Source organism: Methylobacterium organophilum (assembly GCF_022533465.1).
Taxonomy (GTDB): domain Bacteria; phylum Pseudomonadota; class Alphaproteobacteria; order Rhizobiales; family Beijerinckiaceae; genus Methylobacterium; species Methylobacterium organophilum.
On the sequence record NZ_CP092848.1, the window covers coordinates 1,226,357 to 1,249,770 of the forward strand.

General features: G+C 67.9%; 16 protein-coding genes. 7 read left to right on the forward strand and 9 right to left on the reverse strand.

What is annotated here, in order from left to right; translation table 11 throughout:
- Positions 1-101 precede the first annotated feature (101 nt).
- The 5 genes from MMB17_RS05625 to MMB17_RS05645 are packed head-to-tail and all read right to left on the reverse strand — an operon-like array spanning position 102 to position 10,497.
- Positions 102-527, reverse strand: coding sequence for a very short patch repair endonuclease (locus MMB17_RS05625; RefSeq protein ID WP_241101378.1), 426 nt, complete (start codon positions 525-527; stop codon positions 102-104).
- 53 nt (positions 528-580) lie between these two features.
- Positions 581-2,455 (reverse strand): DUF1998 domain-containing protein, encoded by a 1,875-nt coding sequence (gene drmB, locus MMB17_RS05630; protein ID WP_241101379.1) that lies wholly within the window; start codon positions 2,453-2,455, stop codon positions 581-583.
- Positions 2,455-5,922, reverse strand: a complete 3,468-nt coding sequence (locus tag MMB17_RS05635) for a helicase-related protein (RefSeq protein ID WP_241101380.1) — start codon at positions 5,920-5,922, stop codon at positions 2,455-2,457. The genes drmB and MMB17_RS05635 overlap by 1 nt, the downstream gene beginning before the upstream one ends.
- Positions 5,919-7,676, reverse strand: coding sequence for a nuclease-related domain-containing DEAD/DEAH box helicase (locus MMB17_RS05640; protein WP_241101381.1), 1,758 nt, complete (start codon positions 7,674-7,676; stop codon positions 5,919-5,921). The genes MMB17_RS05635 and MMB17_RS05640 overlap by 4 nt, the downstream gene beginning before the upstream one ends.
- A gap of 1 nt (position 7,677) precedes the next feature.
- Positions 7,678-10,497, reverse strand: a complete 2,820-nt coding sequence (locus MMB17_RS05645; RefSeq protein WP_241101382.1) for a DrmE family protein — start codon at positions 10,495-10,497, stop codon at positions 7,678-7,680.
- 381 nt (positions 10,498-10,878) lie between these two features.
- On the opposite strand from MMB17_RS05645, the gene MMB17_RS05650 reads away from it, so the two are divergent.
- The 6 genes from MMB17_RS05650 to MMB17_RS05675 all read left to right on the forward strand — a co-directional run bounded on the left by MMB17_RS05650 (position 10,879) and on the right by MMB17_RS05675 (position 15,853).
- Complete coding sequence (locus tag MMB17_RS05650) at positions 10,879-11,139, forward strand: hypothetical protein (protein ID WP_338041768.1); 261 nt, start codon at positions 10,879-10,881, stop codon at positions 11,137-11,139.
- Positions 11,140-11,443: 304 nt separating this feature from the next.
- Entirely contained in the window at positions 11,444-11,896 is a 453-nt protein-coding gene (locus MMB17_RS05655; RefSeq protein WP_241101384.1) for a DUF3617 domain-containing protein, read from the forward strand.
- Between the two features lie 86 nt (positions 11,897-11,982).
- A complete protein-coding gene (locus MMB17_RS05660) occupies positions 11,983-12,945 on the forward strand; it encodes a histone deacetylase family protein (RefSeq protein ID WP_241101385.1) in 963 nt (320 codons plus the stop codon).
- 45 nt (positions 12,946-12,990) lie between these two features.
- On the forward strand, positions 12,991-13,983 hold the full coding sequence (locus tag MMB17_RS05665) for a DNA-3-methyladenine glycosylase family protein (RefSeq protein WP_241101386.1): 993 nt from the start codon (positions 12,991-12,993) through the stop codon (positions 13,981-13,983).
- A 47-nt stretch (positions 13,984-14,030) separates the two neighbouring features.
- Complete coding sequence (ada, locus tag MMB17_RS05670) at positions 14,031-15,125, forward strand: bifunctional DNA-binding transcriptional regulator/O6-methylguanine-DNA methyltransferase Ada (protein WP_241101387.1); 1,095 nt, start codon at positions 14,031-14,033, stop codon at positions 15,123-15,125.
- Positions 15,122-15,853, forward strand: a complete 732-nt coding sequence (locus MMB17_RS05675; RefSeq protein ID WP_241101388.1) for a 2OG-Fe(II) oxygenase — start codon at positions 15,122-15,124, stop codon at positions 15,851-15,853. The genes ada and MMB17_RS05675 overlap by 4 nt, the downstream gene beginning before the upstream one ends.
- On the opposite strand, the gene MMB17_RS05680 is transcribed toward MMB17_RS05675, so the two are convergent.
- From MMB17_RS05680 to MMB17_RS05695, 4 genes are all read right to left on the reverse strand, one after another.
- Positions 15,854-19,213 (reverse strand): DEAD/DEAH box helicase, encoded by a 3,360-nt coding sequence (locus MMB17_RS05680; protein ID WP_241101389.1) that lies wholly within the window; start codon positions 19,211-19,213, stop codon positions 15,854-15,856.
- Between the two features lie 66 nt (positions 19,214-19,279).
- Positions 19,280-20,878 carry a DUF2235 domain-containing protein gene (locus MMB17_RS05685; RefSeq protein WP_241101390.1) on the reverse strand — a complete coding sequence of 533 codons (1,599 nt, stop codon included), beginning with the start codon at positions 20,876-20,878 and terminating at the stop codon, positions 19,280-19,282.
- A 60-nt stretch (positions 20,879-20,938) separates the two neighbouring features.
- Entirely contained in the window at positions 20,939-21,184 is a 246-nt protein-coding gene (locus MMB17_RS05690) for a DUF2188 domain-containing protein (protein WP_182568286.1), read from the reverse strand.
- 102 nt (positions 21,185-21,286) lie between these two features.
- Positions 21,287-21,460 carry a hypothetical protein gene (locus MMB17_RS05695; protein ID WP_241101391.1) on the reverse strand — a complete coding sequence of 58 codons (174 nt, stop codon included), beginning with the start codon at positions 21,458-21,460 and terminating at the stop codon, positions 21,287-21,289.
- 285 nt (positions 21,461-21,745) lie between these two features.
- On the opposite strand from MMB17_RS05695, the gene MMB17_RS05700 reads away from it, so the two are divergent.
- Positions 21,746-22,792, forward strand: coding sequence for an ImmA/IrrE family metallo-endopeptidase (locus MMB17_RS05700; RefSeq protein WP_241101392.1), 1,047 nt, complete (start codon positions 21,746-21,748; stop codon positions 22,790-22,792).
- The last annotated feature ends 622 nt before the right edge of the window (positions 22,793-23,414 follow it).

Genomic DNA, 23,414 nt, shown 5'->3' on the forward strand with positions numbered 1-23,414 from the left:
CTCCGCCCACGATTCTGCCAAGCTACACCGGCCAAGCTGCTAGGTCGGCTGCCAACGAACAACACCTGAAGGAAACAGCTCCTGTGGATCTTGGCTGATGGTTAAGGGGCCTCGGGAGGAGCCGGTGCTTGGCGGGTCCGCACACACGCCGCGACGATGCGGCGTACACAGCGCGAAGGCGATGCCTTGACTTGATGCTCCCAGACCCGAACCACCGACCAGCCGGCCTTCCTGAGAGCGGCCCTGTTGCGGCGGTCGCGAGCGATATTTGCCGCGATCTTGGCCTCCCATTTTTCCGAGAGTTTCAGGCGCCAATCGGCAAACCGGTGTCCGTGCCAGAAGTCGCCGTCCACGAAGACCGCGACCCGCTGCTCCCGCATCACGAAGTCGGGCCGCCCCGGCAGGTCGCGAGCATGCATCTCGAATGCGACCCCCTTCGCCTCCAGGCCGGTCTGGATAATTGTCTCCGGCTTCGTCCCCTTTCCCCGGATGCGCGACATCACCGCACTCCGGGTTTCGGGGCTCATGATGTCGCCGCGATGAAGCCTTTTCGGCGCCTCACCGTCGGGTGGCGCGCGGCTCACTGCGCCCAGGAGAAATCGAGATTGCGGAAGAAACCGACATCGGGATCGTCGAAGGTGCCGGCCAGCAGCGCCCGGTCGAGCAGCCTGTTTCCCTCCTCGCAGCTCGTCTCCGGCAGCAGCACGCAGCTGTGGCAGGCTGCGAGATTGGACGAGAATGCCCCGCCGTCCGGGCTTTCCATGCAGACCGGGTCGTTCGAGCACCACGATGCCCTGGCGAGCGCGTCGTGAACCAGCGTCTCGAAGCGTCCGGGCGCCGCCTGTGCGACGAGGCCCCCCAGAGTGCCTTCGGAATCGCCGGAAGCCGTGTAGATCAGGAACCCGTTCATCGGCTGCTTGGGGTTCTCGATGCTGCAGTACAGGCGCTCGCGGAGGGACGACGAGCCGTAGCCGCAGGTGAACGTCAGCTCCTTGATGAGGGCATGGGCGAGCGTCTGGATCATGATGAACCGCGCGTCGACCGGCCGTGACGAAAGCCTTCTCTCGACGCGCTTGCGGTTGTACCCGCCAACGAGCGGCTTGATCCGCTTACCGGCGACGCCGTCCCTCAGCCAGTCCTCGATCGCGTCGGCTCTCAGCTCGACAAAGATCCCCTCGCCACGCACCTCGATCGCCGGAAGCCAATCGATGGCGTCGGCGATCCTAAGGGGCTGGACGGCGGGATCGCTGCGGTCCGTTTGCGGCATGAGCCGCGAGAACCCGACATGCACCCGCGTCTCGCGCAGCTTGCGGACGAGACCGATGCCGGCGACGAACCGGCCCAGCCAGCCGTAGCGGCTGCCCTCGATGCGTTCCACAAACAGGTCGTCCTGGGGCTTCCCGCCGCCGCTCCTGAGGACATCGTATTCCTGCTTGCGGAACTCCTCCTCGGTCGTCGCCACCACCAGGGCAGCCGAGCCCGCCAAGCGGGCTTCCACGGCCTTGCCGAGAGCGTCGGCATCGACTTGGTAGACGCCTGCGATCGCCGTGCATACGTCCTTCGGCACCTTCCCGTCGACGGTGACGCCGCTGAGGGTGCGCCAAACGGTTGGATTGTCGAGAACGCGGGCGATGAGGTCGCTCTCGGCGGTCCGCGTCGGCGGGATGTAGATCGAGCTGGTGACGAGGGGGAAGTAGACGTTCGCCCCGCCCCGCTGGACCGTCTGCAGGGCCTGCCCACACGTTGTCACGCCGGTCTCGCGGCCGAGCCAGGGCTGGGCGCCTCCGCACTGCTTGTAGCCCGTCAGGGCATCCTTGTCGAAGGAACCCGCCAGGGAGCGGTTCTTCTTGCAGTTGTCGCAGCTGATCTTGATGCCGGCGAGGCTGGCGGCGCTCCTGCCCGCCTTGAAGAACAGCTTGCGATCGGCGTCGCTGCAGGCGCAGCCGATCCAGTTCTGGAACGGGAAGTCCTCTATATGCCCGTGCTCACAGATGGCCACGATGCGAACGGGGATCATTCGCCTGCCGTGACCGGCCTTGCTCTTGCAATGCGTGCATTGCGGCTGGCCGCCGAAGATCGTCGTCTTGCCCATGCGGAAGCATCGCGGGCAGTAGTGCCACAGCGGGAAGCGGACGTGAGGGATCTTGACCTTCGGGCTGCCCTCGCCCTCCCCGAAATCCGGAGGTTTCCTGAAGTGGCTGCATCCGAGGCGGGCCTCCAGCCGCTCCTCGTTCACGACGAGAGCCGGATCCGGCCCGGCCCCGTCCGGGAACCACTGGTCCAGGCCCGCGCACATCAGGGCCTCGTCGTTCCTGAAGTCGTTGATCGCGCCGATCCCGAAGGGGCTGATGACCTGCGCCCTGCGCACGGGACGGCGCCGCGGCGGCTTGCGGGGCTGCGCCGGGGTGCGCTTCGCCCCGCCCTTGCCGAAGCGTCCCCTGAACCCGGACTTCATCAGACGCTCCCGCTTGCATAGACCGGAACAGGGGTGGCCTCGCAGTCCGCATCGACGTTCCGCATCGACGTGGCGGTCGCCTTGACCGTTCCGATGAGGTGGTTGAGGTTCTGCGGAAGCACCTTGCCCGCCGGATAGATCAGCGGGTCATCCGGGATCTCGGACACCTTTCCGTAGTTCTGGGGTTTCCGGCGCTGCCAGTCGTCGAGGAACCGGTCGAGGGTGGCGCGCGCCCTCGAAACCTCATCGGGATCCACCAGTGCCACCCTGTCCATGACGATGGCGGTCACCGCCTTCCGTTCGGCGTCCGACAGCCCCAGGTTCGGCCTGTCGCGGTGCTGCGGGTAGCGGAAGCGCACGACGGCCACGGCCAGGGCGTGGATGGCACGCTCGCAGACCGGGATCGAGAAGGGGGTAACGCTGGTCGGCTCCACGTGCCGGTAGGCGTTCTCGTGGAACGGTCTGAAGCTCTCGAAATGGGACCGGTCGCGAGGCTTGAACGGGTTGAAGTTGGTGATGACGAGCCCCGGCTTGTCGCGTCCGCGGCCGACACGGCTCGAAGCCTGGATGTATTCCGATGCCCCCTTCGGCTGACCGACGATCGACATGATGCTGAGGCGCGGCACGTCCAGGCCGACCTGGATCATGTTGGTCGCGTAGCAGAGATCGACGGTCTCGCTGGACGGCTTCGCCGTGAAGAGCTTCTGCAGCACGCCGGGGATGTCGCTGCTGCGCATTCGGCTCGTGAGTTCGTCGAAGTTGTTGATGAAGCGCCTCTGATCCGGGCCGCCGTAGGTGGCCTCGAAGGAGAGCCCGATCCGGTCCCAGACCGCGTTCAGGTACTCGCGGATGTCGGCCTGCACGAGCGTGGAGGCCCGGCCGAGCTCCCGCAGGCTGTTGAAATAGACGACGAGCGACCAGTACGGATCGACGAGCCCGTCGAGGCCGGTCGCAGCCTCCACCAGCGCGGGAGCCTGGAGAAGGGTCGCCAGGGTGCGGACCTGGGCCGTGACGTGCGAGGGGACGGCCGTGGCGAGGACGCCGACGTAGGTGCGGCCAGCCTGCCCGGATCCTTCGCGCGCGAAGAACGATTCCCCCGCCTTGAGCCCCTGGGGCGGAAAGAGCTTGGCGTCGCGACCGTAGACGGCTTTCACCTGCTGTCCGGCGCGTGCGATCGTCGCCGTAGACGCCACGATCTTCGCCGGGATGCGAACCCCGTCGGATACGCGGGTCGTGAACTCGTCGATCACGGTCTCGTAGTGGCCGACCATGGAACCGAGCGGTCCGGAGATGAGGTGCAGCTCGTCCTGGATCACCAGCTCGGGGGGCGTGACCGCATTCTTGTTGTCGATGCCGAAAAGATGCCGTGCCTCGGGGCTCCACGGCATCATCGCGAACTTGTCGACAGTGCCGATCAGCAGCGTCGGGGGCTCCCGATAGATGCCCTCGTCCACGACCTCCAGGGGCAGCCCATCCGCCGTCGAGAAGGCGCAGCCGGGGTCCTCGCAGCGGAAGCTGACGTGCTCGTCCCCGCCTGGCCTCTTCTCGCGGCGGTAGCCGAAGACGCGGGTGTCGCCGTCGTAGTCGTGCGGACCCATGTCGATCCCGCACCACGGGCAGGACAGGATGACGAAGGGATTGTCGCCGCCCTCGGAGGTCAGCTTGCCGAACGCCACGCAGGCGGCGGTGTCCCTGTTCGGGGTCACCGACGAACCCAGCCACAGTCCGATGGTGATGGGCAGGTCACCGAAACGCTTCGGGCTGCCTCGGCGGACGAGTTCGAGCGCACAGATCAGCGATGCCGCCCGCTGGAACTGCTGCGTGGTCAGCAGCCGCAGCGTGTAGCGCATGAGGACGGTGGTGCCCGCGTCGGCTGGGTCGCGTAGCCTGCGGAGCAGGATCACGAGCGCCGTGAGGCCAAGGTAGGCCTCGGTCTTCCCGCCGCCCGTCGGGAACCAGATGACGTCGACGAGGCTGCGCTCCTCGTGCCCGGGCTCGACGAACGAGCGAACGTTCATCAGGACGAAGGCGAGCTGGAAGGGCCGCCATCGCGTCTCGTAGGGGTAGGCGGGCGCGGGATAGGGAGCCGTCGGCTCCTGGCCACCGGCTCCCTTGACCCACTTGCGCCGCTTGTCGTCCTCGGACGACAGGGCGTAGTGCGCCCGCTGGCGCACCATGGCCATGTTCATGAGCTGGAATGCTTCGAAGGCGTCCGGGTCGTCGTCGAGCAGATCGACGCCTTTCCGGATCCGCCCCAGGCAGTCCCGGCATTCCCGGAGGTGCTCCTCCCCCCGATCCTTCAGCTCCGGCTCGTCGGCCAGCCCGGCATCCGCCGCAAGCTCGCGCTCCCGCTCGTCGATCCAGGCCTCGTACGCGTCCGCCATGGCGCGGCAGGAGGCGGAGACATCCGCCCGGGAGGCTTCCGCGAGCCTGCGCATCGAAAGCTCCACGCCCGGCGCGTCCTCAAGCGGCAGCACCGGTGCCTGTTCGAAGACCGGCAGCGTCTCGCTTCTGATGCGGATCGGCGTGCCCTCGCCGCCCACATCCCAGTCGGCGGCGCAGCCATGCCCGACCGCGTAGGTCGGCCGATGGCGGTAGAGCAGGCTCAGGGAGGCTTCCTCGGCGTCCTGCATCGAGGATGGCCTGCCCGGATAGGCGAGGATGGTGGTTCCCGGCAGCGGCTCCACCGAGAGGGCGCACTGGAAGAAGCACTTCTCGTTGATGGGGCGGGACCCCTGGGCGACGTTGACCAGGGTAACGGTCACCAGCCTCTCGTTTCCCCCGGCCGGGCGACTGACCACATCGATGGTGAGCTCCCCGGCAAGCTCCGGCCGAGAGACGCGCCTGCGCGGCAGCCGGATGCGGGTCGCGCGACCGGCCAGCTCCTCAAGCCGATAATCCTCTGACTTCTCGTCCGGGGTCCGGAACCAGAGCTCGGCCGCCGATCCGTCCTTCTTGAAGCTCGGAAAGCCGGGAACGGCCTCCTTGTGATAGGTGCCCCAGGATGCCCTGACGCGGATCCCCCCGCTGACATCCGCCAGGAAGCTGACACCCATGGTGCTGGGCAGGAAGGTCGAGGTGGGATCGACCTCCACGTCCGTGTCGGGCGTGCGGTCCTCGCTTGACGTCGCCTCGATCTCGGGCTGGTCGTCGACGCCGGCGTCGGCCGCGCTGCCGCCCACGCCGTCCTCGCCGACGGCGGTGGCCTCCTCGACATCCGCGGCCTCTTCGCCGGCATCCAGCGTCGCCGAGAAGTTCACTCCGGCGGGGAACAGGATGCCGGCGGAGTAGCGATAGCGGGGCGGGTCCTGGGGCCGAAGGATCTCCTGGCCATGGCGCTTGCGGTCGGCGGAGAGATCGACCTGCATGAGCGGGTAGCCCGGCGCCGGTCCGATCAGCTCCCGACGGAGGCTGTCGATGATGAAGTCCCGCACCTCGCGGGTCGTGCCGACGCTGCGACCGGTCATGATGCCTTCTGTGCAAGGGTGGCGAGGACGGCATCCGTCATCCTCTTCTCCATCACGGGACGCGACGTCTCGGGAGCGAGGATGAACAGCCGCAGGCGTGCCCGCGACATGGCAACGTAGAGAATCGCGTCCGATTCGTCCTCGTCGCGGGCGTCGGCGTCGGCGTCGACGACGATGACGACCTTCCGCTCAAGGCCCTTGAACGCGTGGGCGGTCGCGTAGGCGACCCCCTGCCCGGGAGCGTGGACGTCCCTGACGGGCCAGCCGCCGATGGAGGAGACGCCCGACAGAAGCGAGTTTTCCCTGCGCCGCGCTCCCAGGATGACCACGTCGGCGGCCTTGATGCCGCTCTCGCGAAGCTGCCGCACGACCGCTTCGAGTTTCGCGAGGCCGGAGGCGCGGTCGGCATGGAACTGCAGGCTGACCTGCTCGCCTTCCGGCTGCCGGTCGCTCAGTCGCTGCTCCCCGAAGCCGCTGAGGACGCCCGTCTGCATCGCGATCCGGCGCGTGTTCCTGCAGTTGAGGCGGAGATTGAAGACGGCGACATCGCCAAGCGACGCCCTCAGGAGTTCCAGCGATGCGTCGGACGAGCCCGTGTAGAGAGCCTGTCTCGTGAAGTCGCCGAGCAGGAGGATCCGCGTGCCCCCGGCGGCGTGCGACCATGCCTTCAGCAACTCGGCGAGCCGCGGCGACGGCAGGTCCTGCACCTCATCGAAGACGATGACGTCGAAGCGTTCCCCGCTTTCCTCGACGGCGAGCGCACCAAGCTCATAGTAGAGGCGTCCGTACAGTTCGTCCCCGGAGGTTCCGGTCTCCTCGGCCTGTCGCAGATCCTCGGCAAAGGAAGATCGCGCGATACGTTCTCGGAGCAGGCCATGCAGGTGGCCGGCCACGACGCGCCCCGGTTCGAAACCGGCGGTCGCATCCTGCAGCCACCCACCCAGCCCTCCGTTGAAGCATGCGACAAGGACGCTGCCCCCGGTCTGGGCGACCCTGCGGGCCTGCTCGATGCCGATCAGGGTCTTCCCTGTTCCGGCGGCACCGCGCAGAAGGCAGACCGGGTTGTCGGAAACGTTGTCGAGGGCCTCGAACTGCTCCTCCGTCAGGATCTTCAGACGCTCCTCGGTGTCCCAGTGCTCGGATGCCGGGGATGGCACCCGCTCGAAGTCCGGGCGGAGGAACGACAGCATCCGCGAACAGGTCGCGGCACTCGGCGCGACAAGATCCGTGCGGCCAGCGAGTTTCGCGAGCGAGGGCGTGGACCGGATGCGGGGTCCGATGTCGCCATCGAGTTCGTCCCGGGCGATGACCTCGTCCCGGGTCGCCTCGGGGGTAAGCGGCGGGCTCGTGACATCGGGGAACACGACGAGCCACCCAACCGGGCAGCGCGCCTCCTGCGAACCGGCCCCGAACTTCGCCTTGAGCGTGGCCAGCAGCTTCCACTGGCCTTCCTGGGCTTGGCGGTAGGGACTGCGCTTCAACCGCTCCGTCGCGCCGTACCGGTTGCGGGTGGTCCAGACGCCGTCCGCGACGGAGACGCCCCCGCCTTTGACCTCGATGCAGACGATGCCGAGACCTGGGATCAGGACGACGAAGTCGATTTCGCCGAACTCACCCGTCCAGGCGCTCGAAAGCCCAAGGGAGTGGAGGACAGTCCAGCCGTCGCTCGACGACGCGGAACGCAGCGCCTCGAATACGCGTCTCTCGGACGCGACGATGGATGCATCGACGTGCCGGGGCACCATTACGGCCATGTCAGGCGGCCCTGGCGCGCAACTGCGACGTGAGGAGGCCCGACTTCCAGGCGGGATCCTGCCAGTGGATGCGGTTGACGTAAGAGGCCGGACACTCGCGCGTCTCGTCCTCCAGGCTCGCCACCTCAAGCACCCAGACGGTGCCGATGCCGAGATCGATGGCCAGTTCCGTGTCGGAGGGTTCGAGCAGCATCTTGCCGCAGCGGCGGGAAAGCAGATCGGTGAGCCTGGATCCGGCCGTCTGATGGAGTGCCCTCAGCTCCGCGATCGCATCCGTGCACGCCTTCCACGCGGCGGGCTTGATCGCCTGGTCCGGGAACGCGCGCGCGATCGCATCGACATCGTCGACCGATCGGGGACCGATCAGGGCCGAATTGTGCAGCCAGGCGCGGATGGTCGCCGGATTCCGGCGTACGCCGACGAGTTCCAGCCTGCGATGGATGGCTGCGTGATCGATGGATGCCGCGCGCAGAACGCGGCGCCACAGACCTGAATGCTGCCGCAGGGCCTCGTAGCCCTTCTCGCCCTTGATGTCCTGCGCCAGCAGGCGGATCACGTCGCGGTCGCCGCCTTCCCGGACCACGATCCGGTTGCCCGACACGAGGTCAGCGACGTGCGCCTCGCGGACGGTGGCCTGCCCACCCTCGTCAGGAACGAGCAGTGTAACCTCATGCTCGGCCGTCATGGCCGACCACGAGCGGCCCGCGAAGCGGACGATGCGGGCCTCGCAGGTCTCTTCCCCATGCGACGGTGCCGGGATGGTGATCCGCCGCACCCAGCTCCATTCCCTGGTCGCGCGATCGAACCCGTCGAGGTGATCCAGGTCAGCCGGCGCGAGCGGCTCCGCCGAGGGCTCGTGGATCGGCTCCGGGAACCTCGCTCCGGCGAGGCTCGTGAGACGGGTGCGGCTCTCGGCATCGAGCCGCATGGCCCGGCGCAGGGCATCCCGTCGGCCAAGGCGGCGCCGGTAGCACTCGGTCTCGAACTCGTATCCGAGGAACAGCGTGTTCGCCGAAGGCCACGGGTCGACGAGGCGCTCGAAGAGATCCCGACGCATGACCGAGAACGCGACGATCGATGCCCTGTCACCCTCTTGCGCCAGCTCGCGCACGGCCACGCAGCGCGTATCCAGATCGTGGCGCCTGAAGAAGGCATCGGCCCGCTCGCGACCCTGACGATTCCCGGTGACGAAGATCTGTCCGTACGTGCTCTCACTGGCCGTTCGGGCCAGACGAATCAGCTCGCTGCCCTTCGCGGTAAGGCTGCCGCGGACGGCCAGCGAGCGGAAATTGTCGACGGCGTCCGCGAACTCGACCGCGGCGCCAGCACCTGCCGGGCCCAGCCTCGCTCCGATGCGATCGGCGGCGCGCCTGATCCGATCCGCCGCGGCAACGGTGCCATCGAGTTCAGCGTCCTCGGGCACCGTCAACCAGTTCGCGCAGGAGAAGAAGAGATCCTGGGCGCCCGACAGCAAGTCTTCCACCCATTCCTCTTCCTCGACCGACTCGTCCCCCAGCTGCAGCCCCAGACGCGCGAGAGCCGCATCCGCACGCCTGAGCGTCTGCGAGCGGCAGGAGAGGAAACCCGGCGTTCTCAGCGTCTCACCGGCAGCCGCCCGGAGGGAGCCATCGATGCCGTTGCAGCCAATGCGGAGGTCCGACGGGCCGGCCCCGATGATCTCGTGGGCGGTCGGCTCCCAGACCATCCATCCCTTGTCCGCCAGGAACGCGATCTCCGAGCGCCTGCGAGCCTCGACGAACAGGATGAGCCGCTGCCGCTCGGCGATCCGCCCAGCCAAGCTGAGATCCCTGAGGATCATATCGAGACGGTCGGTGAGAACGATCCTGGATCCGGCTTCGACGTCCTCGGCGAGACAGGCACGTTCGAGGTCGAGCAGTTCCCTCTCGATGGCGACCATGGGCTGACCGGCGGAGCCGGATGGTTCGAGCACGTAGGCCTTGCCCGCGGCATCCAACCCGCCGAACGAAAGGACTCGCCTGACGGGCATCAATGCGGGACCTTCGGCGCTGACCAGGGGAAGGGATGCGAGCGTGCGCTCGAAAACCTTCCTCGTGCCCGCTAGGATGACCCTGTTCCTAACGAGGCCGGTGTTGGCAAAGAGCTGGCTGCCCAGGAGCATATCCAACTGGTCTGGCAGAGGAGCGACGAACTTCGTGTGCTGAGTCCCGAGCGGCTGGTGGCGCGTGGTCGGCTCGAACCAGAAAGCCCGGTCGGCTGAAGCGTAGCGGGTGCCGTTGGACTTGTAGGTGGCCTTGTCCGTCATCCGCAGTCGCAGAGACCCATCCGCGTTGATGGCATCGAGTTCGAATACCTCGCCGCCCGGATGCAAGCGGACGCGCTTGCCCGGACGCAGTCTTTCCCTGAAGGCGAGGCGGCTGCTCTGCAGATCCACCGCGAGACACTCGATGGCCGCCATAAGGCCGACGGTCTCGGGAACCTGATCCGTCGATGGCAGAACGATGCAGATCGGCTTGTCGATCTCGGTGGCTAGCGCGGTCGCCAGAAGCACGTGGAGTAGATGCGTGGCCTCTACGGCACCAGCATCAACCTTGAAACGCGCTCTCGCGATGGTAGTAGGCTCAATGGTAAGGCGGGGCCTGGGAACCGGCGCAAGTGTCAGCGGGACCGTCGTATCGGCGGATGGTAGGACTGAGGCCTCGCTCTCGGTCACGTCACCCTGATCGCAACCCTCCGGCGCTGCAGGGGCGGAGATTTCGCAGGGCTGCACATCTTCCGGCTTCGCTTTGCGCGAGAGTAGGTGGGCGCGCCGAGCAGCGGCAATGGCCTTGTCGGCCATCATCCGATCGAGTTCCCGGCCCTTGTGCCTCCCCCCCGGAAACATCCTACGGCCCCCGCAAGATCGGATTGATCCGACGCTTTATCCCGGCATGCTGCAACCTCACGGTGACGCTTGCAAGGGCGAGGGTGCGCAAATCAAAACGGATTGTGAACGTGGATCAAATTTGCCGCGGGTCCGGTCGAGGCCGTCCGGTCAGGCGAGATTGCGCTGCTCCTGATTGAGCGTTGTGTTGCCTGCGATGCGGACGGCAAGAGGGTCTCGCCGCGGAACGTGATCCGCTCCTGGCGAAGGGTGGCTCGAATCGCGAGGTCGGGCCGGTCCTGGCCGAGTGGAAGGCCAAGCGGAATTTACGCCCCCGCGCTGAAGGTGAAGACGCTTCCCGTGCCGCTCCAGGCGGCGCTGGCGAAGATCGCGGGCGAGTTCTGGGCGGCGGCGCAGGCCGAGGCAGCGGCGCGGCTGACCCGTGACCGCGAGAACATGGCGGCCACGTTGCGGGCGGGCGAGGAGATCCTCACCGAAGCGCTTGATCGCCTCGACGCGGCCGAGGAGGAGATCGCGGGAATGCGGGAGATCGTCGCGCGGTCGGAAGATCGGCTCGATGGGGCGGAAGCGCGGCTGGAGCTGGCCCGACCGTACCGCTGACCTACCGGAGAGGGATCGTCGCTCCAGCACGGATTGCCCCAGTATTCTTTGAACCAGCGACCGACCACGTCCTTGTTCTGCTGCTCCTTCGGCATGCGAGGCTCCTCTTCGATTGCGTTCGGTCCCGTGCCGGGATGCCGGCCATCGGGTCGTCGCGGAGGTTTGTCGCCCCCGGAAACGCCGCACCTCGGTTCTTGCGCCCGAACTCGGATGCAGGCGGCCGCTGCTCTGGCGGATGCGGGAGCAAGAACCGGGGTGCCTCGCGGGCTCGACCGTGCTCTGGTCCTCGAAACGGGAGGTTCCGATGCCGTCGATCCGAGTTGGCTGCTCCCTGGCCGCGTTGCTCGCGGGGCCGGCCTTCGCGGCGGAACCTGCCGTGCTGGAAGGGGGCGCCTACGAGGTCGAGGTGAAGCTCGAACTCCCGCACCTGGAAGACATGACCGGCAAGAAAGTGGTGCGGCTCTGCCTCACCTCGGAGGCGAACGGCAACAACCACGGCATCGCGGTGCTGAGCGACAACAACCCGCTGGCCCGGTGCCCGGTCTCGAACGTCCGCCAGGACGGGAACGAGCTCACCTTCGACATCGCCTGCGAGGGCAAAAACTCGGCGCACGCGAGCGCGCGCTATCTGCTGGCGCCGTCCTCCTTCCGCGGCCGCATCGCCATGCAGATGGGCGGCAAGAACATGACCATGACCGAGGTCCAGGCCGGCCGCCGGACCGGGGCTTGCGACGCCGGCAAGACACCAGCCCTGTGAGCCCGCCCGTCCCTTGCCGAACGACCCGTCGGGTCTTCGTGGCGGGTGCTGCCGCCCTGGCCGCGGCCGGCGCTGGGAGGACCGCGGTGTCCTCGACCGGGCATACGCTGCTCGTCACCCACTCGACTTTCGCACGGCATGAGACCGGCCTCGGCAATCCCGAGCGGCCAAGCCGGATGCGCGCCATCGACGAGGCGCTGGCGGGACCGGACTTCACCGGCCTGAGGCGCGAGGAGGCACCGCTGCGGGACGACGCCGAGGCCGCCATCCTGCGCGCGCACGCCCGGGCCCATCTCGACCGCGTCCGAGCCGCGGCGGCGAGCGCCTCCGCCGGCCCGGTCCACCTCGATGCCGACACGGTCGTCTCGGCGGGAGCCTGGGAAGCGGCGCTGCGGGCGGTCGGGGCGGGCTTGCGCGCGGTCGACGCGGTCTTGGACCGCGGCTCCGGCGTCGCGAACGCCTTCTGCCAGGTCAGGCCTCCCGGACATCATGCCGAGCGCGAGCGGGCCATGGGCTTCTGCCTGTTCAACGCCACGGCCATCGCGGCCCTGCATGCGAAGGCAACCCACGGCGCGGAGCGCGTCGCCGTCGTCGACTTCGACGTCCATCACGGCAACGGCACCCAGGCGATCTTCTGGTCCACCCCCAACCTCTTCTATGGCTCGACACATCGGATGCCATGGTTTCCGGGAACGGGCGCGGCTTCGGAGACGGGGGTCGGCAACGTCTGGAACGCGCCGTTGGCCGAGGGCGACGGAAGCAAGACATTCCGGGCTGCCTGGACGGGCCGCATCCTGCCGGCCCTCGATGCCTTCCGGCCAGACCTCGTCCTGGTCTCCGCCGGCTTCGACGCGCACGAGGGCGACCCGCTCGGCGGCCTGCAGCTGGGCGAGGACGATTTCGCCTGGGTGACCAGCCAAATCGCCGAGGTCGCCCATCGCCGATGCGGCGGACGCATCGTCTCGATGCTGGAGGGCGGCTACGTCCTCGACGCGCTCGCGCGCTCCACGGCGGCGCACGTACGGGCGCTCGCCGCCAGCGCCACCTGAAAACACCTGAAAACGCCGGGTCGGCCGTTGCCAAGCGACACAGACATGCAGCCCGATGCGACCGCGGTGCTCCGGCTCCCGTTCAAGGCGCCTTTCGACTGGGACGGGCTGCACGCCTATCTCTCCGCCCGCGCCATCCCGGGCGTGGAGGTCGTGCGCCCTGGTCTCTACACCCGCACCGTCGCCTCGGGCGAGACGCACGGCGTCGTCAGGGTCGAGCGCGCGGGCGACGATGCCCTCGCCCTCACGATCGTGGGGCCGTTCCACGATGCCGCCGACCGAGCCGGGCGGCTGTTCGACCTCGACGCCGACCCCGAGGAGATCGGGACGGCGCTCTCGGCCGATCCGTTCATGGCCGGGCTCGTGGCGGCCCGTCCCGGCATGCGGGTGCCCGGGGCCTGGGACGGGTTCGAGCTTGCGGTCCGCGCGATCCTCGGCCAGCAGGTCTCGGTGGCCGCCGCGACGCGGCTCGCCGGCAGGCTGGTCGCGGTCTTCGGCACGCCGCTGGCGTCGGAGGTGGAGCTGACCGAGGCGGGCCTGACCCACGTCTTCCCGTCACCCGCCGCGCTCGTCGATGCGGACGTCTCGCTCGCCCTCAACATACCCCGCGCCCGCGGGGCCGCCGTCCGGGCGGTCGCCGCGGCCGTCCTCGCGGAGCCGGACCTGTTCGATCCGGGTCAGGGTCTCGCCGCAGCCACCACCCGCCTGAAGGCGCTGCGCGGGATCGGCGACTGGACGGCCCACTACGTCGCCATGAGGGCCCTGCGGGAGTCGGACGCCTTGCCCACGGGCGACATCGGCCTGCTGCGCGCCCTCGAGGACGAGGCGGGGCGGCCGACCGCGAAGACCCTGGAAGCGCGGTCGATGGCTTGGCGACCGTGGCGGTCCTACGCCGTGCTGCACCTCTGGGCGCACGATGCCGCCCGATCCGAGCCGTCCCCATCCCGGCCACCAAAAACCCGGCGAACGACAAAAACGATTCCGGAGCAAGGAGCGGGGTGCGGGCCCAGGGAAGCCCGCACAAAGGTGTCTCCATGAGCGGGCGCCGAGGGATGCCCCATCCGAGCCATCAGGGAGATGCCACGATGCAGACCGCCGAACTCGCCCGCGAGACGCAGATACCCGTCGCCCCGCCGGCCGAGGACGACGCCAAGTGGGCCGCGCTCAAGGCCCGTGACGCCCAGGCCGACGGCAGCTTCGTCTACTCGGTGCGCACGACCGGGGTGTACTGTCGCCCGAGCTGCCCGGCGCGCCCGGCCCGGCCCGAGAACGTTGCCTTCCACGCGACTTGCGCGGAGGCCGAGGCCGCCGGGTTCCGTCCGTGCAAGCGCTGCCGCCCGAACGAGCCCGCCCTGGCCGAGCGCCAGGCCGAGGCCGTCGCCCGCGCCTGCCGCCTGATCGAGGGGGCCGAGACGATGCCGGCGCTGGACGACCTCGCCCGGGCGGCCGGTATGAGCCCGTTCCACTTCCATCGCGTCTTCCGCAAGGTCACGGGCATCACGCCCAAGGCTTATGCCGAAGCCCGTCTGGCGGGCCGGGTCGCATCGGGGCTGCAGGAGGCCGGTTCCGTCACCGAGGCGGTCTTCGAGGCCGGCTACAACTCCTCCAGCCGCTTCTATGCCAAGTCGTCCGAGCGGCTCGGCATGACCCCGACGGCGTATCGCAAGGGCGGCGTTGGCACCCGCATCCGCTTCGCGGCCGCCGAGTGCTCGCTCGGCTCCATCCTGGTCGCGGCGACCGACAAGGGCGTCTGCGCGATCCTGCTTGGGGACGACCCCGACGCCCTGGCCCGTGACCTCCAGGACCGCTTCCCGAAGGCGGAGCTCTCCGGCGGGGACGAGGCGTTCGAGCGCTGGGTGGCGGAGGTCATCGGCTTCGTCGAGGCGCCCGGCCGCGGCCTCGACCTGCCGCTCGACATCGGCGGCACCGCCTTCCAGCAGCGGGTCTGGGCGGCCCTGCGGGCCATCCCGGTCGGATCTACGGCGACCTATGCCGACATCGCCCGCGCCATCGGCGAGCCCGCCGCCGTGCGGGCCGTAGCCCAGGCCTGCGGCGCCAATCGGCTGGCGGTCGCCATCCCCTGCCACCGGGTCGTGCGTTCGGACGGATCCCTGTCCGGCTACCGCTGGGGGGTCGAGCGCAAGCGCGACCTGCTCGCCCGCGAGGGGGTGACCCGATGAGCGCGGCGACCACGCGGCGTGAGGCCCGCAACGACGGCATCAAGGAACTGGACTGGCCTCGCATCGAGGTCGACCTCGACGCTGTCGGCTGCGCGGCCACCGGCCCCCTCCTCGATGCCGGGGACTGCGCCGCCCTGCGCGGGCTCTACGACGACGACGCCCGCTTCCGGAGCCGGATCGTCATGGCCCGCCACGGCTTCGGGCGGGGCGAGTACAAATACTATTCCCACCCGCTGCCCGACCCGGTCGCCCACCTACGGCCAGCGCTCTACGAGCGGCTCGTTCCGCTCGCGAACCGCTGGAACGAGGCGATGGGCATCGACGTCCGATACCCGGCGGGGCATGAGGCCTTCCTCGCCCGCTGCCACGAGGCCGGCCAGACTCGGCCGACCCCGCTGCTCCTGAAGTACGGGCCGGGCGACTACAACTGCCTGCACCAAGACCTCTACGGGGAGCACGTCTTCCCGCTGCAGGTCGCCATCCTGCTCTCCGAGCCAAGCCGGGACTTCACCGGCGGCGAGTTCGTCCTGACCGAGCAGCGTCCGCGGATGCAGTCGCGGGCCGAGGTCGTGTCCCTGCGACAGGGCGAGGGTGTGGTCTTCGCCGTCCATACCCGCCCGGTCCAGGGGACCCGCGGCACCTACCGGGTCAACCTGCGCCATGGGGTCAGCCGGGTGCGCTCGGGCGAGCGCTTTGTAACCGGCATCATCTTCCACGACGCCAAGTAGCTAGGCCGAGCACACGACGGCCAGATCCACGTCGATGGTTTGCCGCAGGTAGGCTGAGGCGGAGCCGAGAACCATGGCTTGATCGTCGGTGAGGTTTGAGCGCATGATACCGGGTTGCACGATGACGATCTCCATCTCGACCGCCTTCATCCGAGCGGCCTTGGCGATATCGGAGAGCCTCTGCATCGAACCCTTGACGAAGCGCGAGCGTGTCGCGTTGCCGCTTCCGGACAGCTTTGAGCGGGTGACCATATGCCGATGCAATCGCTCGAAGTTGCCGCGCCAGGATGCGGATCGAATGGCCTGGGAGGATACCTCGACGACGTCCTTGACCCGCTCTCCCGGATCGCGTTTCCCAGAGTATTTGCAGTGGACCAGGATCAGCCGGATGCTCTCCTCGGTCTCATTCAAGCAGATGAGGTCCGCAGCCTCCCCGGCGTCGTCGTCGTTGAAGACGACCTCGAAGTCCTCGCCGACGTAGTGCGCCGCGACGCGTGACTGAATCGACTTCGGCCTCTCGACACCCTTCTTCCAGGTTGACTCGACGTGGATGTCGACGCCGACCCAGTTCCACGGCTGGAGCTGGCGCTCCTCGATCCGGGCAGGTGCCGTGTTGGTCTGCTCGTAGAGGAGGTCGCCTTCGAGTTCTTTGAGGCTGACGTAGCGGACGACCAGCGGGTAGTCGTAGAGATAGTCGAGCAGCGCCATGTCGAGGCGGCCCTGCCTGATCCGGACGTGATCCGGGCCGGTGAAGCGGTAGCCCTTCTCGGCATCGAGTTCCAGCGCGATACCCTCGTTAAGCTCGCCGCCGGCGGATAGGAGCCGGAACGCGATCCGGTCTGGCGTGGACGCATCCGGCTCGTGCTCCCACTCACAATAGGCCATCGGCACCTCGATGCCGTTCTTCATGATGAGGATGCGCTCGTCGGAAGTCTTCAAAGTCTCGGCGGGCCATTCGACCGAGAGGACCTGCTCGGCCGGGAAGGCTCCGTCCACGACCTGGGGGATCAACACGTTCTGGATGATCCTGTCGACATTGACGGTGGGATCGATCAGCTTCTTACCGACCGGCCGGCACCACTTCACCCATTGCGGAATGGTGCCTTGCGCCTTGGACCACACTCGGCCTTTGGCCGAGCAGCCCGGGGAGACGACGGCGCCGCCCTCCCACCCCCGGCCATCGAGGTTCGACTTGGTGGCACCCGTGGTTTCCGTCATGGTCAGGGCGGATCGCACCTCGGCGCCCGTGTACATGGCGAAGCTCATGTTCCGGCGCCCGTGCTTCCGCAAGCCGATGTTGTTGAAGATCAGCCTGTTGATGCCGCCGAGCGAGCGGAAGGTATCCTCGCCGGAGATGCGAGCTGTCGCCCCGACGGCCGTGGCCAATCCCTCGTGCATGCTGTCCTTATCGGACGAGTTCACGTGAAGCAGCCCTGTTTCCTCGTCGTGGTACAGGACGTAGAGGTCCCACTGGCGGTCCGAGAGCTTCTTGCTCCTGGTCCACCGAACGCGTTCCTCCTTCCTCGTTACGAAGAACAACAGCGACGACGCCGGATTGTACCAAGCGGCATGGACGATGGTCTTGTCCGGGATGCCCTCGTGGAAAGATTTCGGCGTAAACTTCTCGCACCTGTAGGCGATGGTGCTGAACTTCGGCTTCAGGAGATTCTTTGAGATCCGGAGGCCGTCGAGATTTTCTTCCGGGACCAGGGCTTCCGAGTTGCGTAGGAACTCGATCAGCTCCGCATGCTCGCGGGCCGCGTTGGAGCTCGCCTCGCTCAGCAACTGGTTCCAGTCGGCGCTCTCGCTGTAGAGCCTTTCGAGCTTCGAAGAGACCTTCGGATCCGCGATGTTGGCAACGACGGTCGCGTCGCCGATGTGCTGGCCCGAGCTGCGCGTGAAACGCCCCGTGAACTGGAGCAGGACCGGAAGGCTTTTGTGCAGGTCGTGGAGCACGGCGACCTTGAGCTCCGGCAGGTCGAATCCCTCGCCGAGCATGTTGACGCAAACGACGATGCGGCTCGTCCCGGCACGCAGGTCGGCCAAGCGGCGGTCGATCTCGGCGTCGGGCATTTCGGAATGGACGAGGATCGGACGCATCTCGGGTGCAAGGCGCCGGTATAGGCCGAGAAGGCCGTCGCCCCTCGGGATCCCGGCACACCGGGCCATGAGGAGGTGGTTCCGTCCCGCCGCCAAGTCGGCTCGGAGCGCGTTCAACGCTTCGGCGGCCATCTCTCCGTCAGCCATCTCGGGGTCGACCTGGAACACCGACACGAACCTGATCGGTTTGAAATATCCATCCCTCTGGGCGGCGGAGAGAGGATAGCTGAAGATGACGCGGCCATCGACGAGCTTGCCGTCCTGCCTGAATGGTGTCGCCGTGAACTGCACGACACGGTGGTTCGTAAAGTGGGCGCGGAAGGCGCTCCAGGTGTCGGCCGGGACATGATGAGCTTCGTCGATGAAGAGTGAACTCGTCATCGCGGCGATGTCCGGGAACAGCGGCTGCGTGGTGGCTCCCGTCATCGAGGCCATGACGCCGATCAACACGTTGCAGCCCCGCAGGAGTTCGAGGTCTTCCTCGGAGGCAGGTTCGCGGGTGATGACGGCGACCACCGGATTATGGATGTCCTCGTCGATCAGCCCGAGCGTCCTGAGCAGCCCGAGGCTCTCGAACTTCCTCGCGGTTTGCCACCGAAGCGCATCCGACGGTACGCCCACAAGGGTGGGGCCTTGCCTGTAGTTCACCACGGCGCAGAGCATCGTCTCCGTCTTGCCGGTCCCAGTTGGCATGACGACCGTCGCCGGTTCCGTGGCGAAGACGCTCCAGTGCATGCCGATGGCGTGCAGCGCGCCGATCTGCGGCGGGCGGAGCCCCTCATCGCCCCTTGCAACCTGTCCGTTCCCGTCGGCGACCTCGGTCTTGAACCGAAACGCGCCACGCCACGAAGCCTCGATGTTGCCGGCGACGGAAACCGGATCGTGCTCGAACCGGGCGGTGAACTCCGCCAGCCGGCGATGCCACTGCCATCGGGCTGCACGTCCTGGTTCCTGCAGGAGCACGCCGGTCACACCTGCCGGGATGCTCGACAGGCGCTTGTCCGCGACCGCGACCACCTCGCCGCTCAATAGGTGGTGCAAGGTCACGTCGCGCTTCGATGAGATCCTCAGAGTGGACACGCGCTCCACGGCACGGTCGGAAGCCGGGACGAGAAGGCAGAACCTCCGACCAATACGGCGCTTCTCCTCGAAGCGGATGGCAGGCAGATGCAGTGTCCCCGCGTCCTGGGCGCGGTCATCCGGACCGCCGGCAACATCAGCCCCCGGTTCGCTTGGTGTAGCGTGTTCTTTGAGGGCCATCTGCACTTCCTGAGGCTACGAAGGCGGTTTTCGAGCAGCCGCTCGCTTGCTCCTGCCGATGGGTCTTCAGGAAGCGATCGCGGCGGGCCGCGAGGCTTCGGGCGGTGCGGCTAGGGGTACGCGCGAGGCGTACCAGCCCTGGTAGTCGACGTGCTTGGCGAGTGCGGCCGGCCGGTAGGGCGCGACGCCGTCGCACTGCACGACGGAGGGCAGCGCGAAACGTTCGGCGACGCTGGGGTGCACGGTCGCGTCCGGCTTGATCTCCCGGTCCTTAGCCTCCCAGCTCTTGCCCTCGGCCCAGCGGCGCACGAAGCCCGGGATCCAGGAGGCCGAGACGCGCGCGGCGATCGTGTCGCGCATGCCGGCGATCTCGCAATGCTGGACACCGGCCGCCGAGGGATGCAGCTGCAGCCTCGGGATCTGCGTCACCTCGATCGGGCGGCGTGCGTCGGCGACCGGCGGCATCCCGTCGACCTTGAGGCCGTTCGGGACCCCGATGGCCTGCTCCAACATCCACTTCAGCGCGATGTCGGACAGGCGGGATTCGGTCTCGTCGTAGCTGCCGCCGATGTCCGAGTGGTTGCCGGCGAACCAGAACTGCCGAAACTGGTCGGGCGCCCCCGGTTCGCGCGGGGGCGGCACCTCGGTGGGCCCCCACTTCACGCGGTCGAAGTCCTTGCGCCGCTCGTCGATGGCGATGGCCGCGCGCGCGTAGCCGACCTGGGCGCTTAGATACCGGTCGAAGTTTTCTCCCTTCCACTCGGCGACATGGCTCCGGCTTTGGCCCTTCGTCGGCCAGTCGGTGATCGTCTTGGTTTTCGCAGCGAGGAAGTGACGGCGCACCGCCAGGGCGGCGATCGCCGAAGTCGTCACGAGCACCGCGGAGGTGCTCAGGTCCGCCCACCAGAAGGAGCGGTCGAAGAGGTAGGCGAGGCCCCCGACGACGGCGGAGACCACCGCGATCGCGATGGCCAGCGGGATGGCCACCGCCGCGACGAGCCCGGCCTTGATCAGCGTGCGCTTCGGGCCGGCGACGCCCAGCGCCGCCACGGTGTCGAAGGTGCCGATGAAGTAGGGCTCGACGTTGGACTTCGCCGTGCCGTCCGGATGGGTCGAGCCATAACGCTCACGGAAGCGGCGAGCGAGCTCGTGCCGCTCCGCATCGAAATCCTTGCGGGGGTGCCCGGCGCCGTGCTCCAGAACCGTATCGACGGCCTCGCGGGCGATGTCGCGCGTCATCTTGCGGTAGCGCAGGAGCGGCACGCCGTCGCCCCTGGTCGGGACACCGCAGTACATCAGCAGGTTCGCCACGCACCGAACCGTGTAGGCGCCACGGCTGAAGCCGATCAGGTAGATGCGGTCACCCGGCTCGTAGTGGTCGATGATGAAGCGGTAGCAGTCCGCGATGTTCGTAGTGATGCCGCGCCCCGAGAGGGAGGCCGCCATCTTCTGCAGGAATCGGACGGGTGCCGTCAGCGCCGTGGCGCCGATGTCGGTGCCAAGCCCCGGATCGTAGAAGGCAACCTGCTCTGCCGGGTCGATGCCGCTCTCCGGCCCGACCTTGCACACCCGGTACATCTTGTAGACGTTGCTGACGTGCTGCTCGGGCCGGACGCCGCCGTCCTGCCCGGTGCCGTCCGAGAAGACTACGATGTTCTTGGGCATCGCGCGATCTGCCTTCGAGATGGGTTGGGATCTCGGGTCCGTCTGATCGGCGCGCCCGTTTCAGTGCTCTTTGTCTCGCGGTGGATACGGATCGTTTCCCGGGGCGATCGTGTCTTTGCTGCGGATGCGCCCGTTGACGCCCATGGTTGTCAGCTCGCCCCCGCCCTGATTGATCAGGTTCTCTTTGGCTGCCTCGATCGCCTCGCGCTGCGTCGCATGCACGCTCGCAGGTCTGGACGCTCCGTTGCGCTTGTTCGCCCAGCCGTCCTCATGCTTGTAGACGGTGCGGTCCTGGTCCTTGCTCATTGGGTTCTCCTGTCGAGCTTCCGCCAGACGTCGTCAGGGATGGCGCGGCTACTTCCATCGAGCTGCGGGCTCACCGCGCCGATGAGCCCGCCGCAGAGAGCGTCAGCGCTCCCTTCGCACGCCCTTGAAGGGCGTGCCGTCCTTCTTGCCGTCCATGAAGCGGCCGGTCCCGGTGTCGCGCTTCGTCCATGTCTCCGTCTTCGGATTGTAGGACTGGGAGCGGTCGCGGACGGCACCGTTGCGGTGTCCGTCGCCGGAGGGAGGGTTTGTTGCCATGATCGAGGTCCACGTCAGCGAGTCCGGCAGAGCCTGTCGCCGGCCCAGGGAGCGCCAGGTTCGGTCCGCGGTCCGGCGCCGTTGGCGCCGGGACGGCCGGGACGCCCTGATGCATGGCTCCCGGTCCGAGGATGCTGCTACGGTTCACAAAGGTGAGTGAGCAACCTCGTGGGTTGCGTTAATATCTTGCAAAGTGCGGATGTGCAAGATGGAGGTCGAGTGAAGGGGACGAGTATGGCGGCATCGATCGGCACCCGACTGAGGGCGCTCCGCGAAGGGCGGGGCATGTCGCAGGAGGAACTGTCGCGAGCTCTCGGCTTCGAGAATCGCCAGACCGTGGCGCAGATCGAGGCCGGGCACCGCAAGGTGAGCGCCGAGGAGCTCGTGAAGGCAGTGGCCGCCTTCGACGTGTCGGTGGACTACTTCACGAACCCGTTCCTCATCGCGGGAGAGGCACGCTTCTCTTGGCGTCGCACCGATGTCCCCCTGTCGGATCTCGACGCCTTCGAGAGAAAAGCGGGCGAGTGGATCGGCGCCTACCGCGTCCTCAAAGTGGCGACGGGCGGGATGCTCTCGCCGATCGCCCATCGCCTGACCCTGACGCGAGCGAACAGCTACGAGGAGGCGATGCTCGCTGGGGAGGCCGTCGCGGACTACCTCGAACTCGGCGACGTACCCTCGGCCGACCTCCCGCGGGCCATGCAGGACCGGATGAGGATCCTGGTCCTGATGGTGGACGCCCCACCGGGGATCTCGGGGGCAGCCTGCCTATTACGCGACCTCGGCGCGGTCCTGGTGAATCGACGGGAAACACCAGGCCGACGAAATTACGACCTGGCCCATGAGCTCTTCCACGTGCTGACTTGGGACGCGATGCCTCCGGAGCGCCTCGACGACGGCGAGGGGTCTGGCAAGATCCAGCGGCGCGTCGAGACGATGGCTGAAAAATTCGCCTCGGCGGTGTTGATGCCGGCGAGGTTGTTCCAGAACGTCGACGGGCCGGTGACCGACCCCGATTGGCTCAACGCCACCGCCACTGCGCTCGGCGTGTCGGCCAGGGCCTTGAAGTGGCGCATGGTCGATCTCGGGCGGATCGATCGGGACGTCGCCCGCGGCTACGACGACGACCTTCTGGTCAATAACGGCACGTCCGGCACCAAGGAGCGGCACCGGCCGCCGGCCTTCGGCGAGCCGTACCTGAAGGTCGTGGCGGCCGGCATCGCGCAGGGTGAGCTGTCCGTGCGCCGCGCCGCCGCCCTGCTCGACGTCACGGTCGACGGCTTGGGCGACCTCATGGACCTGCACGGCGTACCGCGTCCGTCCGACCTGTGATGGCGTGGCCTTGGGCATTACGGCCTTTTGCGATCCACGAGCCCTGACTTCGCATGCTTATGGGGTGCACGGGCCGTGACTCGACTGGTCTATAGGGTGCATCCCACCGGACTTAGCATTCTTATGGGGTGCCAGGCGGGAACCCATCCCGCGCCCGCACTTGATCGGCGCGACAGCGGTGATACCTTTGCTTCGGGCCTTCCGGGGCAGGCCCGTGTGCCTGGGCGGCGCGCAGTCTCGCGGCCTCCCTTGAAGCCCCGGCCTCGGCGGGCCCCGCCGTGGCGGTCCCCTGCACGAGCCTCGGCTCTGGGACATCCGCTGCTGCGACGCCGGCGACCTCGGGCACGTGCCGGCCGGCTCAGTCGACCTCGTGCTGACCGATCCGCCGTACTTCAACTACATCGCCTACTCGGAGCTCGGGCACTTCTATGTGCCTTGGCTGGTGCGTCTCGGGCTCGTCGACCCAGCGCACCTCGCCGGCTTCCCCGCGGGCCACCGTGCCGAGGGGAGCGTTTCCCGATCCAGGGCACCGGGCAGCCCTGGATCGGGCTCGCCGCTTCGTCGCTGGGACGCTCCGATCGGAGGAGGCGCGCCCCGCCCCGGGTGGCGTCTCCCTCGGAAG